The sequence below is a fragment of the Micromonospora sp. NPDC049662 genome (genome assembly GCF_040675055.1).
GTDB lineage: Bacteria > Actinomycetota > Actinomycetes > Mycobacteriales > Micromonosporaceae > Micromonospora.
The window spans coordinates 171,927-186,493 of sequence record NZ_JBFAOC010000008.1 but is presented as its reverse complement, the minus strand read 5'-3'; the positions used below and the strand labels follow the sequence as shown (position 1 = coordinate 186,493).

Genomic DNA, 14,567 nt, shown 5'->3' with positions numbered 1-14,567 from the left:
CCGGATGTCCACGTACCGACCAGGAGATCGCCCAGCTCGACCTCGACGGCGGTCCCGATGGTTCTTAGCCGGCGGGCTCCTGGCGGGGAGCCTGGTGGTGGGCGCGGCCGGGGTGGCCGGCGTCGCCGCCGCCGCCGACCGTGACCTCTCCCTCGGCGTCCTGGGCCGGTTGACCGCCGCCGACCGCGACGACGACCGGCGCTCCGGCGACGGGTCCACCCCCGAGCGCGGCGGGGACGACGCCGAGCGGGCCCGGCCGCAGACGCCGGGTACCGGCAAGCATGGCGTGGTCGAGGTGCCCTGCGACGCGGCGAAGCTGGTGGCCGCGTTGGTGGCGGCCAACGCGGAGGGCGGCGCCGAGCTGCGGCTCGCGCCCCGGTGCCGGTACACGCTGACCGAGGCGTTCCACGAGACCGACCAGTACGACGGCGGCATCCGCGACGCCCGGGAGCAGGCCGACGCGGCGGAGACCCCCGGGGACGCCGACGCCCCGCCGCACAACCCGGCCGACGACACGGCCGGCCTGCCGGTGATCTACCAGCCCATCACCATCGACGGCGCCGGCGCGACGATCGCGCGCGACGCCCAGGCCGAGGCGTTCCGGTTCTTCACCGTCCGCGACGGCGGCGAGCTGACCCTGCGCGACGTCGAGCTGCACAACGGCCGCTCGGCCATCGAGGGCGGCAGCGTGCACGTCGTGCACGGCGCGACGGCCGTGGTGGAACGGGTCACCGTCACCCAGAGCACGTCGCTGTCGCCCGAGGGCGGCGGCGGTGGGATCTTCAACGACGGCAACATGGTGGTCACCGACTCCACCTTCATCGGCAACAGCGCCTCCGGCGCCGCGGGCAAGGGCGGGGGCCTGCTCAACGGCGGCGTGTTGACGCTCAAGCGCTCGGAGTTCCACCACAACAGCGCCAACGGCTACGGCGGCGGGCTCGGCAACTACCGGGGCGCGGCCGACGTGGAGAGCACCAGCTTCGCGCAGAACAGCGCCGGGCAGGGCGGCGGCCTGGCCAGCTTCTCGGCCCGGACGAAGGTGTACGACACCGAGTTGCTGAACAACACCGCACAGGTCGGCGGCGGCGCTGCCAACTCCGACGCGGTGCTGGTGATGCGCAAGATGACCATCCGCGGCAACACCTCCACCGTCAACGGCGGCGGCATCTCGACCGTCAAGGGGCTGCTGCCCCTCGACGACAGCGTGGTGGCCGGCAACACCACGCACGGCATCGGGGCCGGCATCTACACCGAGAAGTCCAACCTGCTCGTGCGCGGCAGCGACGTGACCGGCAACGAGGCGGTCGGCGCGACGTCCAGGGGTGGCGGCATCTACGCCACCGCGGGCGCGGTGGCGCTCTACACGAGCAAGGTCACCCACAACGCGGCCACGGTGAAGCCGGGCGGCATCTTCGCCGAGCACGCCCAGGTCAAGATCGACGACGAGAGCGTGGTCGTCGAGAACGAGCCGACCAACTGCGAGGGCAGCGCCGTACCGATCGCGCACTGCTTCCGCTGACTTCGACCCGTCCTTGATCCTGAGCGCAGACGCCCGCCCGGACAGCCGTCCGGGCGGGCGTGCTCGTGCTCGTGCACGGCCGGTCAGCTCGGCGCGCGCAGCCGCCCGGACAGGTCGGTGGCGAAGAAGTCGAGGAAGCCGTCGGGGTCCGGACCGGCGTTCTGCAGCACGATGTGGTCGAATCCGGCGTCGACGTACGACCGGACCTTCGCCACGTGCGCCTCGGGGTCGGGGCCGACGGCGAACAGCGCCCGGACGTGCTTCTCCTCGACGTGCGCGCTCGCCGCGTCGAAGTTCACCGGGTTCGGCAGCTCGCTCATCACCTTCCAGCCGGTGACCATCCACCGGCTGGTCTGCAACACCGCCCGCACTGCCTGCTGCTCGTCGGTGGCCCAGGCCAGCGGCGCCTCGGCGTAGCGGGGGCCCGATCCGCCGGCGCGCCGGTAGTGCTCGACGACCGAGGCGTCCGGATCGGTGGCGAACAGTCCGTCGCCCAGTTCGGCGGCGAGCCGGGCCGACGCCTCCCCGCTGGCCGCGACGGCGATCACGGGCGGGGTGTCCGGCAGGTCGAAGACCCGGGCGTCCTCCAGGCGCAGGTGCCGCCCCTCGTACGACCGGTAGCCGCCCTGCCAGAGCAGTCGGATGATCTCCAGCGCCTCGCGCAGCCGTTCGTGCCGTCCCCGTACGCTGGGAAAGCCCTGCCCCACCACGTGCTCGTTGAGCCGCTCACCGGCCCCGACGCCGAGGGTGAACCGTCCGTCGGAGATCAGCCCCATGGTGGCTGCCGCCTGCGCGATGATCGCCGGGTGGTAGCGCACCGTCGGGCAGGTCACGCCGGTGGCGAGGCGCAGCGTGGTGGTTCGCGCCGCGATCGCGCCCAGCACGCTCCACGTGAAGGACGAGTGGCCCTGCGCCTCCAGCCAGGGGTGGTAGTGGTCGCTCATCTCGACGAAGTCGAAACCGGCCTGCTCGGCCCGGACGGCCTGCCGGATGATCTCCTGCGGCCCGAAACCCTCCGAGGCCAGCTTGTAGCCGATCTGCATTGGCGCGCCCCCCGCTCCGTCCCGGCCCTGACGGCAGTCGGTTCCCGACCGCAAGACCGACAAACCAGCGCCATGGGCCCGCCCGTCGTTTTCACACACCGGAAACATTCCAGGCAGTTGATCTAGGCCCGTCACCTGGGTCGGGTCCCCAGGCTGAGGGTTTTCCGGGCAGCCACTTCAGCTGTCTTCCGGGCTCCCGGCTCGTGGGAGGCGGTCGGTGCCGACGGTGGGTGCTCGTCGTTCTCGGCGGTGAAGCGGGCGTCGTGGGGTTGGGGGGCCCTACCTGGACGCCGGGGTCGTACATCGACTCTCGGGCTTCCCGCTGCGGCGGGGTGGATCTTTTGCCGGTGCCGGATCCGGCCCGGTGCCCACGTCGGTGAGTGGGTGGAAGGTCAAGATCGGTCACGTCTTTGTTGCCGGCCGGGGTCATATGATGAATTTTTGCCCATCTGTAGATCTGCATACATCGATGTAACCCGTTCGCTGACTGTTAGTAGCCTGCTGCGGACCGTCCGGTCGAATGTCTCGAGGGGAGAACCAGGCGTGCAGAAGAAGAAGTTGTTCATCAGCAGCGCAGCGGCACTATCGGTCAGCGGTCTTCTGCTGATCGTTCCTCTGAGCGGGGCGAACGCGGCTGACACCAGTCCCGCCGCGAGCAAGAAGCCGTCCGGGATGACCGCACTGTCGCAAACGACAGGGACTCCCGTAACAGTGGTGGCGGGCGCGAACAATATCTCCTTCGCCACCTGCCCCGCTGGCACGATCGTCACCGGAGGAGGCGGACAGACATCCGCGTTCGACATCTTCCTCACTGACTCGTTCGCGTCGGGCAACGGCTGGGCGGTACGAGGCTCCAACCGGGGAACCACGGCTCAAACCCTTACGGCCGTCGTCACCTGTCTCGGGTAGACCAGTTCGCAGACGGGCCCGTTACCCCCGGTGTCGGGGGTAACGGGCCCGCGGTCGTCCCGGGCGTTGACAAAGCCCTCCATGGGACGTCGACGGCCGAGCAGGGAGGGGTAGTGTCCTAGGACGGTTTAGGGGGTGTGGGGGGTGGCACCGAGGCGGCCTCTGGTGGAGACGAAGTGGTAACTCATGACGGCGAACGCCGGGTCGCGGACCAGTCGACGAAAGGCGGTGAGCTGCTGCGGTGACAGGCCGGCCGCCAGCAGGTCCGGCTCCAACTGGCGGGAGTTCGTCTCGTAGAGCGACGTGCCGGTCGACCCGCCGGCCCAGCTCTGCGAGTGGGTGACGGTGTCGACGTCGGCGAGGCCGGCGAGGGTCATCTCGGTGTGCACGTCCTGCGCCCACCCCAGGTCGGCGCCGTGATCCTGGAGCACCCCCATCATGGTGTCCATCACCTGCGCGAACAGCTTCGCCGCGTCGTCGCTCGGCGCGGTCAGCACCCGTACCGGCGTGGTGCAGTCGAACTCCTCGACGACCAGCCAGCCGCCGGGGGCCAGCGCTCCGGCGAGGGTACGCAGGACCCGCCGACGCTCGGGTAGGTGCAGCAGCACCAGCCGGGCGTGGATCAGGTCGAACGCGTCCCCGGGCGGGGGATCGGCGCGGACGTCGTGCCGGCGTACGCGCAGGTTGCCGTCGGCCACGAGGTGCGTGGGGTCGATGTCGGTGGCGAGCACGCTGCCGTCCCCGCCGACCGCGCGGGCGATCCGCCGGGCCATCGAGCCGCCACCGGCCCCGACCTCCCAGCAGGTCGATCCGAGGCGCAGGACCGGACGGGCCAGGCGGCGCATCGTGATCGGGTCCAGGAAGGACTCCAGCGCCCGCATCTGCGGTACCGCGTCCGGTGCGCCGTTGTCGAAGGTGTACGTCCCGTCGCTGGTCGGGGTCGCCATACGTCGTCCGCCTCTCCGAGTGGGTGACTGCGGGGTGTCGGCCCCGCACGCGGGGGCCGGCTGACTACGGGGTGTCGGCCCAGAGCCGTGGGCTCGCTCCGGTGCCCGGCGGTGTGCGGGTGGCGGTGATGCCGACCATCGCCTCCAGGCGGCCCGGGTCGCTGCGCGCCTCGGTGGTCGGCCGGTCATAGACCACCCGGCCGTACTCCAGCACCGCCACCCGGTCGGCGACCTCGATCGCGTGGCGGAGCTGCTGCTCGACGAGCAGCACCGTCAACCCGTTCGCGGCGAGGTGACCGACGAGGTCGCGGACCCGCGCGGCCAGGTCGGGCGCGAGCCCCTCACAGGGTTCGTCGAGCAGCAGCACCCGCGGCTGGCCGAGCAGTGCGCGGGCGATGGCCAGCATCTGCTGCTCGCCGCCGGAGAGTTCGCAGCCACGGTGTCGCAGCCGTACCGCCAGGCGCGGCAGCAGCTCGAGGATCCGGGCCACCGTCCAGCCCTCGCCGCCGGGTGTCGCGGCCCGCCACGGCGCGGCCGCCAGGACGAGGTGCTCGGCGACCGTCAACCGGGAGAAGACCCGCCGGCCCTGCGGTACGAGGCCGACGCCGGACTGGGCGACCCGGTGGGGTTGCCGTCCGGCCACGTGGACGCCGCCGATCTCGACGCGCCCGCTGGAGGCGCGCACCAGCCCGGCGATGGTGTGCACGAGAGTGCTCTTGCCGGCGCCGTTGCGACCCACCACGGCCTGGATGCTGCCCGCCGGCACCCGCAGGTCGACGTCGTGCAGCACGGTCCCCCCGGAGTAGCCGGCGCAGAGCCGCTCCACGTACAGCATCAGGACACCCCGTCGGCGTAGGCCCGCCGCACCAGCGGCGAGGTACGGATCTCGTCCGGTGTGCCGGTGGCCACCGTCCGGCCGTCGCGCAGCACGGTGACGGTGTCGCAGAGGGCGTACACCAGGTCCAGGTGGTGTTCGACCAGCAGCACGGCGACCTGCCGGGGCAGCGCCGCCAGCAGTTCGGCGAGCCGGCCGACCTCGCTGGCGGACAGTCCGGCCGCCGGTTCGTCGAGCAGCAGCAGGCGGGGACGGCCGGCGAGGGCCATCGCGATCTCCACCTGTCGGCGTTGCCCGTGTGCGAGCTGGCCGGCGGGTACCGACGCGAGGTCGGACAGGTCGAGCTGATCGAGCAGCGCGGTGGCGCGCCGTCGGGCGGCGTCCCGGGTTCCACCGGGCCACCAGCGGTGTGGTCGGACCGTCCGGGGCAGCGCGGCGACCTCGATGTTCTCGCTGACGGTGAGGGTCGCGAAGACGGCGGGCCGCTGGTGCGTCCGGTCCATGCCGCGGCGGGCCCGGGCCGCCGGTCCGAGCCGGCTGACGTCGCTCCCGGCGAAACGCACCGTGCCGCGCTGCGGGCGGGTCGTCGCGCCGAGCACGTTGAGCAGGGTTGTCTTGCCGGCCCCGTTGGGCCCGATCAGGGCGTGGCGCTGGCCGTCGTGCACGCACAGGTCGACGTCGGTGAGCGCGGCGAGCGAGCCGTACCGCACGGTGACCTTCTCGGCGCTGAGCAGGCAGGTCATACCCGTAGCTCCGGTGTGCGGGCGGCTGCCGCGGCCGGGCGGTCCAGCGTGGGGACGGGTTGCCGCGACCGAGGGCGGCGGACCCGGGTGACGCCGGTGGGCAGCAGGTAGACCGTCGCCACGAACAGCGCGCCCAGCACCAGCGGCGCGTGTCCGGGCAGGACCCCGAACAACCAGTCGCGTACGGCGATGACGAGAACCGCGCCCACCAGCGCGCCGCCGACCGACGCGGTGCCCCCGATGACGACGCCGAGCAGCAGCAGCGCCGAGGTGTCGAAGCCGAAGTCGGCGGGGGAGATGTACTGCTGGGCGACGACGAGCAGGGAGCCGGCCGCGCCGGCGATCGCCCCGGCGGCGACGTGCGCGCCGGACAGGTACAGCGGCACCCGGTGCCCGCTGGCCCGTAGCCGCGCCTCGTCGTCGCGGGCGGCCCGCAGCAGCAGTCCGCCGCGGGTGCGCACCAGCAGCAGGACCGCGCCGACAAGCGTCGCCACGACGATGAGGGTGTAGACGTACCGGGCCCGGTCGGAGGCCAGCACCGGCAGTCCCCACAGCGGACGGACCGGGGTGATCCCGGCCAGGCCGTCCGTGCCGCCGGTCACCGACCGCCAGCGTCCGAGGACGGTCACGACGAGCTCGCCGATCGCCAGGGTGATCATCAGGACGATGACGCCCCGGGCCGGCACGACCAGCGGCAGCGTCACGGCGGCGAGCGTCGCCCCGGCCAGCGCCGCCACGGCGACCTGCACCACGCCGACGTCCGAGACCTGGCTGCCGAGCACCGCGCTGGCGTACGCGCCGGCGGCGTAGGGCGCGGTCTGACCCAGGGTGGGCAGGCCGGCGACCCCGGTGAGCAGCGCGACGCTCACCCCGACCAGGCCCAGCGCGAGGGTCCGGGCGAGGATCGCCGCGGTGTAGTCGTCGACCACCCACGGGGCCACGACCAGGCCGGCGACGACGAGCACCGCGATGGTGGCGCGTACCCGGCGGAGCACTCCGTCCCTCACGTCGCCGCCCACCGCAGGGCCAGACCGCGCGCCCGAACGGCGAGCACGGCGGCCATGGCGGCGAACAGCAGGAACGGGGCGGCGGACGGCAGCAGCGCCACCCCCAGCGTCTGGATCTCGCCGACCGCGAGCGCCGCGAGCAGGGTGCCCGCCATGGAGCCGAGCCCACCGAGGACGACGACGACCAGCGACAGCAGCAGTACCGTGTCGGCGGTGTCCGCGCCGGGGCCGATGATGGGCGCGCCGAGGACCCCGGCCGCGCCGGCCAGCGCGCCACCGGCGGCGAGCACGCCGACGCGGATCCGTGTCGGGCTCACGCCCAGGCAGGCGACCATCTCCGGGTCGTCCACGGCCGCGCGGACCAGCATCCCGGCCCGGGTCCGCCGCACGATCAGGTAGAGACCGGCGGCCAGCGCCGCCGCCACGACGATGAAGACCAGCCGGTACGCGGCGTAGCGGTGCCCGGCGACCGCCACCGACCCGTCGAGGGCGGCCGGGACCCGTACCTGCGGGTCGTCGGGGCCGAAACCGGCGACGAGGAGGCTGCCGCCGGCCAGTGCCACCCCGAAGGTCAGCAGCGCCTGGGTGAGGTGGTTGCCGGTGGCTGCCGGCGTGAGCAGCCCGGCGAGCACCACGCCGGCCGCGGCGGCGGCCAGCACACCGACGCCGAGAGCCAGCGCGAGGCTCGCCCAGCCGCCGTCGAGCACCGCCGCGGCGGTGTAGCCGCCGATCGCGTAGAGCATGCCGTGTGCCAGGTTGAGGATGTTGGCGACGCCGAAGCAGAAGACCAGGCCCGCCGCGGCGACGAACACGAGCAGCCCGTAGGCGACACCGTCCAGCGCCGGGATGAGGTACGGGTCGATCCGGTTCGTGCCGGCCGCCACGGTGTTCACCGGCCGACGGTCGCGAGGTCGCCCACGACGGTGTTGGACAGCGCCCGTCCGTCCTGGCGGACCTGACGCAGGTACCACTTCTGCACCGGCGAGTGGGTGACCGAGGAGAACTGCCACGCGCCGCGCGGGCTGGCGATCTGCCCGAGCTTGCCGATCTCCGCGTTGATCGCCTCCGGTGTCGGGTCGCTGCCGGCGGCCCCGATGGCACGGTCGAGCACCGCCGCCGCGTCGTACGACGCCAGGGCGTACGTCGTCGGCGACCCGTCGTGCTTGGCCTTCCACGCCGCGACAAAGTTGCGGTTCTCGGCGTTGTCGAGGTCGGGGGAGTAGTTGAGCACGGAGTAGATGTCCCGGGCCGCCTCGCCCTGGGCGTTGAGCACGCCGCCCTCGGTCAGGAATCCGGCCGCGTACAGCGGGATGTCCTTGATCTCGGACTGGGCGTACTGCTTGACGAAGTCGACGGCGGCGCTGCCGGCGTAGAAGGTGTAGACGGCCTGCGCGCCGGAGGCCTTGATCCGGGCGAAGTACGGCGTGAAGTTGGTGGTGGCCGGGAACGGCGTGAAGGTGGTCTTGCCGTCGGGGTTGGCGAGCGTCCCGCCGGCCTTGGCGAACGCCTCGGTGAAGCCCCGCAGCTCGTCCCAGCCGCCCTGGTAGTCGGGGCCGATGGCGTACACCGAGCCCTTGACGTCGTCCTTGACGTGCTGGGCGATCGCGGCGCCCGGCTCGTCGGAGAGGTACGAGGTGTGCCACACCCGGGAGACGTCCTTGATCTCCGGTCGGCCGTTGGAGCCGACGAGCGGCACCTTGGTCTCCTGTAGCAGCGGGTAGACGCCGGCGACCGAGCCGCCGCCGACGATGCCGGTGAGCGCGGCGACGCGGTCCTGCTTGAGGAGCTTGGTCGCCGCCGGCACGGCGGTCGCGGCGCCGTTGCCCTCGTCGGCGACGACGAGGTCGACCTGCCGGCCGCCGAGCTTGCCGTCGTGGGTGTCCAGGTACAGCTCGAAGCCGTCGCGGATCTCCTTGCCGACGGACTGGTACGTCCCGGACAGCGACGCGAGGAGTCCGATCTTGATGGACCCGCCGCCGCTCGTGGCCGGTTCGTTGTCTGCGCAGGCCGTGCTCACGGCGAGCACGAGCGTGAGCAGCGTGGCGCCGACGGCACGGCTGCGCGCAGGGGTGGTGAGGGACATGTCGTCTCCAGGGGAAGAGGGAGGGGGTCGGTCGGTGGGTCAGCGGCTGCGGGCGAGCGCCGCTCGGGCCGCGGGGGTCAGCGCGTCGCCGATCCGGTTCGCCAGCTCCGTCATCTCGTAGGACACCTTGCCCACGTCGCAGTCGGGCGCGGCGAGCACGAGCAGCGACGCGCCGTCGTTGAAGGCCATCGAGAACATGAAGCCGCCCTCGAGCTGCGTGACGTTGGAGATCACCGCCCCGGCGTCGAAGAAGGCCGCCGCGCCCCGTAGGAGGCTGACCAGGCCACTGCCGGTCGCGGCGAGCTGGTCCGCCCGGTCCGGCGGCAGGTCGCGGGTGGCGGCCACCATCAGGCCGTCACTGGAGATGGCGATCGCATGGCTGACCTCGGTCGCGCGCTCGGCGAAGCTGTCCAGCAGCCAGCCGAGGTCCTGGTGGTCGGTCACGTGCTCTCCTGTCCCGTCACTTGTTGCTCAGGTTGATCGGGGTACGCCGGCGGGCCGCCACTCCGCGCGCGTACGCGGCCATCGCGGTGGCGACCTGGGCCGGGTCGCGGTACTCGGAGCGTTGCTGCGGGGCGGGCGGGGTGACGCCGCCCGGCACCAGATGCCGCTGCGGTTGTCGTTTGGGCAGCCCGGCCGTGGTGGTGGTGGCCACCTCGGGCGTCTGGGCCTGGGCGGCGGTCTGCCACGCGTCGTCGGCGGGGCTGGACCACTGGCGGCCGTTCGGGGCGTCCACGACGTCGGCGTGGAACCAGTGGTTGACCTGTTCGAAGATGAGCAGCTCCTCGGTCGGCGCGTCGGCGGGGTCCAGGCGGGGCGTCGGGCGGAACACGGGCGCCGCCGGCAGCGTCCGCGTGGCGGGGGCGCGCCCGGCGGTGGGTTCCGGGCCGGGCCGGTACGGGGGCGGGGCGGCGGACGTGCGGGCGGCCCGCCGGGACAGTCGGCCGGGCGCGAGCAGGTACTCCTCCGGCGGCAGTGACCGGATCATGGCAGCGGGCAGCGTCGCCTCGGCGAGGGTGCCGCGTCGGGGGCCACGGCGCAGTTGGACGCTCGCGCCGAGGCGGGCGGCGAGCTGACCCACGACGACCAGGCCCATGGCCCGGACGGCGGCGACGTCGATGGCGGGTGGCCGGGCCAGCAGCTCGTTGAGTTGCTGCAATCGTTGCGGGGCCAGGCCCACGCCCTCGTCGCTGATCTGGACGATGACCCGGTCGCCGAGGCTGCGGCCGCTCACCCAGGTCTCGCTGCCCGGCGGTGAGTAGGCCGTCGCGTTGTCCATGAGTTCGGCGAGCAGGTGCACGACCTCGTCGACGGACTTGGCGGCCACCGCGACGTCGCCGTCGACCATGCCGAGCCGGATCCGCGGGTAGTGCTCGATCTGGGACTGGGCGGCCTGGAGCACCTGTTGCAGGGGGACGTCGTGTTGGCGTACCCGGCCGACGCCGACACCGCCCAGCACGAGGAGGCTGGCGTTGATCCGGCCCATCCGGGTGGCCAGGTTGTCCAGGGCGTAGAGCTGGTGCAGGCGGTCGGGGTCGGTCTCGTCCCGTTCGACCCGGTCGACCTGCGCGAGCACGGCGTCGACGAGCCGCTGTTCGCGTCGACTGAGGTGGATGAAGATGTCGGCGGTGTTGGCGCGCATCACGGCCTGCTCGGCGGCGGTCCGCACGGCGGCCTGGTGCACGGCGCTGAACGCCTGACCGAGTTCGCCGATCTCGTCGTCGCTGGATGCCTCCAGGGCCGCCGTGGACTGTTGGCGGGCCAGCTCGTCGGGGTCGACGCTGGAGCTGTCGGGGCGTTGCAGCCGGGCCACCACGGCGGGGAGCTGTTCGAACGCGACGGCGTTGGCCGCGTCGCGCAGTCGTCGCAGCCGGCGGGTGATCTGCCGGGCGACGGCCCAGGTCACCAGGGCGGTCAGCACCAGCGCCAGGAGTACGCCGACGGCCTCGGCCACGGCCCGGCGGCGCTGGTCGGCGTACGCGGCGCGCACGTCGTCGAGCACCGCCACGTCGACGCGGCCCCGCAGGTCGGCCAGGCGGGCGGCGCGCTGTTGCGTCGTGGTGACCCAGTCGGCGGTCGCCAGGCGCAGCGACGATCCCGGTTGGGCGCGGTTCACCTCGTCCTGCATCCGTTGCAGGGCGAGCGCCTCCGTGCCGGTGCCGGCCTGCTCCCACCAGAGGCCCCACTCGGCCGGGGCGAGGGCCAGGAACGACAGGCTGGACTCGGTGTAGCTGGTGCGGGCGGCGGTGATGTCCTGCTGGGTGGCGGGGGTCAGCTCGCCGGCCGCCACGGCCCGCAGGACGGCGACCTGCTGCTGGCCGATCGCCTCGGCGGTCTTCGACAGCGCGGCCGAGGCGCGGATGCCGTCGGCGAGCCGCGCGTTGACGACGCCGTGCGAGACGTTGTCCCGGAAGGTGATGAGGTCGGCGATCGCGATGCGGTAGCTGAACGTCATCGCGGACACCGAGGCGTGTTCGGCCGTCCGGACCTGGGTGCGCAGCGGTGCCAGGCCGTCGAGCGCGGCGTCTACGCGGCGCAGGAGCGGGGCGTTGGCGTCGGTGGGCACCCGGTCGCGCTGGCGGCGGTAGCGCGCGACGGAGGCGTCGGTGGCGGCCATCTCCGTGCCGAACGCGTCCTGCTGTTCGGCGGCGGCGTTGGTGAGCAGGTCGGCGGCCGCGACCCGTTCGCGTTGCAGCCGGTACGCCAGGTCACCGGCCTCCGCGCCGAGGCGGGCCAGCACCTCCAGGTCGCTGGCCCGGCTCGTCTGGCGGGCGCTCTCGGTCAGCGCGAGGCCGGCGAACCCGATGACGGCGACCAGTGGCGCCGCCACGATGAGGCGCATCCGGCCGGCGATCTTCCAGCCGCGCTGGCGGGTCGGGTAGGGTCGGGCCGCGTGGGACCTCGTGCTCGACGCCAAGATTGACTCCCGCGACTCGTCGATGACGGTCTATACGCACCTTGCCGAATGCAAGTCCCATTCCGCCGGAACCCGCGCTCGGAGGCCAGACCTCGCGGTGGTACAAACTGGCCGTACCAGCATCTGTACCCAGAGTCAGCGGCCGGTGGCGTGCCGCCTCCGGCCGGTGTGGGACGCGCTCAGGGCTGATCGTCGAAGCGCTCCGGCCCGCGCCGTGGTGCGGCGTCGTCCGCCTCGGGTTGGCTGCTGAGCACCTGACCGATCAACTCGCGCAGCTCGTCGATGGCGTCCACCACGGCGCCCGGGTCGCGCGCGTCGCGACGACCGCGCTGGCGCGGCACGGGTGGGTCGAGGCGAGCGCGGTCCGAGGATCGCGGACCCCGTCGACCGTCCGCCGCCAACTGTTCGGCCGCGACCTGCGGCCACAGTGTGGCCAGCCGACCGCCGGTGTCGAGCACGTCGTCGCAGCGGACCGCGAACTCCTGGCTGCCGAAGCGGCGGCCCGACTCCACCGCCGCGACCGTCTCCCGGCTGAACCGCACCAGGTCCGCCAGGGCCCGCTGGGTCAGGCCCCGCCGTACCCGGCAGGCGCGCAGCTCCCACCGGAACTGTTGGCTGGCCGCGGAGTACGCGGCGCTCGGCGGGGGCGTGTGCTCCATGCGCTCACCTTCGTGGCGTCCGCGAATCAGCGACGGGCGTCAGATCGAGATTGACCGACGGGCCGGACATTCATAGGGGGCAATTCTTAACCCATGACACGATGGGTGTGAAGACGTGCGCGATGAATTGTCGCGCAATGCGCGAGAGATCCACGCGCCCGACTCGTCCGCAGGTGTCGGCAGCGTCCTGCCGATAGGACCCGGGCCGCCGCACCGGTCGACACCGCCGTGGCCTGCCCGTCAGGCGGCCTGTGCCGTGGCCGGAGCGGTCGGGGTTGCCTCCGGGACGTCGGCGGGCGCGTGGATGTCGATTGTCGCGAGCAGGGCGTCGTGCGCCCGGAACGACACATTGGGGGTGAACGAACGGCGATGGTCGGGGGAGAGGCGCAGGCCGGGAATGGTCGCGGCGAGGTGGGTCAGCGCGACGTCGGCCTCCAATCGCGCCAATGCCGCGCCGATGCAGAAATGTGGTCCGTGGCCGAATGACAGGTGATCGGCGGCGTCCGTACGGTATGGATCGAACCGGTCCGGTCGGGCGAACACCAACGGGTCCCGGTTGGCCGCCCCGATCATCAGCAGGCAGCGTGCGCCCGCCGGAATGGTGACCTCGCCCAGGGTGACGTCCCGACGGGTCACCCGCAGCCAGCCGTCGATGGCGGGCGCGAACCGGAGGGTCTCGGCCACGAAGGCGGGCACGGAACGCGGGTCGCCGACGAGTGCGCGCCACCGGTGCGGGCTGGACAGGGTCGCGTCGAGCGCGTGGGCGAGCAGCCCGGCGGTCGTCTCGTGTCCGGCCACCAGGAGGTTGAAGGCGAGGCTCGCCACCTCCGGCACGGTCAGCACGTCGTCGTCATCGTCGCGGTAGGCCAGGGCGCGGCTGATGAAATCGCCGCCCTCGGCGCCGCTGTCGAGTCGCTGCCGCACCAGGTCCTGGCAGTAGCGCCAGAAGTCCAGCAGGCCCCGGGCCAGGTGTACCTGCTCGTCCTCGTCCGGTTGCCCCCAGATGAGGGCCACCTGGCCGTCCGCCCACCGCCGGATCCGGTCGACGTCGGCGTCGGGAACCCCGAGGATGTCCAGGATGACCAGCAGCGGAAGCTCGGTGGTGAACTCCCGGACGAGGTCCACCCGCCGGCCCTGCTGAGCGACGAGCCGGGACACCAGGTCCTCGACGCGGCGGCGGACGATCCGGCCGTACTCCGCCTCGGCCCGCTCGGCGGTGTTGGCGAAGGTCGCCCGTAGGGCGCGGCGGGTGCGGGGATGCACCGGTGGGTCGGCGGCGACCGTGGTCGGCGGCGCGTCGAGCTGCGTGACGAGGCTCATCGCCGCCGGGCAGACCTCGTACACCGGGGCCAGGGTGAGGGCGTTGCCGAACGTCGTGGCGTCGGCGAGGGCCCGCCGGACGTCCGCGTGCCGACTGATCAACCACAGGCCCAGATCCTCGGCGTACAACGCCCGAGCGGGATCGTCGAGAATGCGTCGCCAGGTGGCGGCGGGATCGCTGAGATAGGCTCCTGAGTACGGATTCAACTGCATCGAATGCCTCCTGACACGCCGCGCGAATTCAGCGGCGCTCGCATTCCGTCCGTCGCGCGAGGCGGGCCGACAATGGTGGGCATCCGCCGCCTGCTCCTCACGGTGCGCTGCCCCGATGCGTACGTCAAGATTGGTGTCTATCTATTTAGCGGTGCCGTGATTTGTGAAATGCAGGACCATCTCGGCCCTCGCCCGCTGCACGTTGCAGGCCGGTGCTTGCCCCGATCCGTCGTACCCGCGCTTCCCCATTTCCGGGCAACGATCGCCCGGGCCCCGGGTGACGGCACCGCGCCCACCGTCGGCCGGGGCCCGGGCCACCGCGGGGGGGGCGGGCGCCGGGAGGGGGTCGGGAGGGGGAGCACCGCCGGGGTG

At 72.8% G+C, this 14,567-nt stretch carries 13 protein-coding genes; 2 read left to right on the top strand and 11 right to left on the bottom strand.

All coding sequences use genetic code 11. From position 1 onward, the window contains the following. Positions 1-4: 4 nt before the first annotated feature. Entirely contained in the window at positions 5-1,519 is a 1,515-nt protein-coding gene (locus AB0J36_RS09455) for a hypothetical protein (protein WP_357118411.1), read from the top strand. Positions 1,520-1,602: 83 nt separating this feature from the next. Here AB0J36_RS09455 and AB0J36_RS09450 read toward each other — a convergent pair whose 3' ends face one another. Continuing rightward, entirely contained in the window at positions 1,603-2,562 is a 960-nt protein-coding gene (locus tag AB0J36_RS09450) for a TIGR03557 family F420-dependent LLM class oxidoreductase (protein WP_357118414.1), read from the bottom strand. Positions 2,563-3,105: 543 nt separating this feature from the next. Here AB0J36_RS09450 and AB0J36_RS09445 point away from each other — a divergent pair. After that, a complete protein-coding gene (locus AB0J36_RS09445; RefSeq protein WP_357118417.1) occupies positions 3,106-3,471 on the top strand; it encodes a hypothetical protein in 366 nt (121 codons plus the stop codon). Positions 3,472-3,599: 128 nt separating this feature from the next. Here AB0J36_RS09445 and AB0J36_RS09440 read toward each other — a convergent pair whose 3' ends face one another. The 10 genes from AB0J36_RS09440 to AB0J36_RS09395 all read right to left on the bottom strand — a co-directional run bounded on the left by AB0J36_RS09440 (position 3,600) and on the right by AB0J36_RS09395 (position 14,195). Continuing rightward, positions 3,600-4,418 (bottom strand): methyltransferase, encoded by an 819-nt coding sequence (locus AB0J36_RS09440; protein ID WP_363660379.1) that lies wholly within the window; start codon positions 4,416-4,418, stop codon positions 3,600-3,602. Positions 4,419-4,482: 64 nt separating this feature from the next. Then, positions 4,483-5,253: an ABC transporter ATP-binding protein gene (locus tag AB0J36_RS09435; RefSeq protein WP_357394264.1), complete on the bottom strand. Its 771-nt coding sequence runs from the start codon at positions 5,251-5,253 to the stop codon at positions 4,483-4,485. Continuing rightward, positions 5,253-5,996 (bottom strand): ATP-binding cassette domain-containing protein, encoded by a 744-nt coding sequence (locus AB0J36_RS09430; RefSeq protein WP_357394266.1) that lies wholly within the window; start codon positions 5,994-5,996, stop codon positions 5,253-5,255. The genes AB0J36_RS09435 and AB0J36_RS09430 overlap by 1 nt, the downstream gene beginning before the upstream one ends. Further along, the gene (locus AB0J36_RS09425; protein ID WP_357394268.1) at positions 5,993-7,003 is read right to left on the bottom strand and encodes a branched-chain amino acid ABC transporter permease; all 1,011 of its coding nucleotides are present in this window, start codon (positions 7,001-7,003) and stop codon (positions 5,993-5,995) included. The genes AB0J36_RS09430 and AB0J36_RS09425 overlap by 4 nt, the downstream gene beginning before the upstream one ends. After that, positions 7,000-7,896, bottom strand: coding sequence for a branched-chain amino acid ABC transporter permease (locus tag AB0J36_RS09420; protein WP_363660378.1), 897 nt, complete (start codon positions 7,894-7,896; stop codon positions 7,000-7,002). The genes AB0J36_RS09425 and AB0J36_RS09420 overlap by 4 nt, the downstream gene beginning before the upstream one ends. After that, a complete protein-coding gene (locus AB0J36_RS09415) occupies positions 7,893-9,086 on the bottom strand; it encodes an ABC transporter substrate-binding protein (protein ID WP_363660377.1) in 1,194 nt (397 codons plus the stop codon). The genes AB0J36_RS09420 and AB0J36_RS09415 overlap by 4 nt, the downstream gene beginning before the upstream one ends. 39 nt (positions 9,087-9,125) lie before the next feature. Beyond that, on the bottom strand, positions 9,126-9,530 hold the full coding sequence (locus AB0J36_RS09410; protein WP_355051152.1) for a roadblock/LC7 domain-containing protein: 405 nt from the start codon (positions 9,528-9,530) through the stop codon (positions 9,126-9,128). A gap of 16 nt (positions 9,531-9,546) precedes the next feature. Beyond that, on the bottom strand, positions 9,547-12,003 hold the full coding sequence (locus tag AB0J36_RS09405) for a nitrate- and nitrite sensing domain-containing protein (protein WP_357169995.1): 2,457 nt from the start codon (positions 12,001-12,003) through the stop codon (positions 9,547-9,549). Positions 12,004-12,182: 179 nt separating this feature from the next. Next, complete coding sequence (locus AB0J36_RS09400; RefSeq protein WP_357118443.1) at positions 12,183-12,662, bottom strand: helix-turn-helix transcriptional regulator; 480 nt, start codon at positions 12,660-12,662, stop codon at positions 12,183-12,185. Between the two features lie 240 nt (positions 12,663-12,902). Further along, positions 12,903-14,195, bottom strand: a complete 1,293-nt coding sequence (locus AB0J36_RS09395) for a cytochrome P450 (protein ID WP_357394275.1) — start codon at positions 14,193-14,195, stop codon at positions 12,903-12,905. Positions 14,196-14,567: the final 372 nt, after the last annotated feature.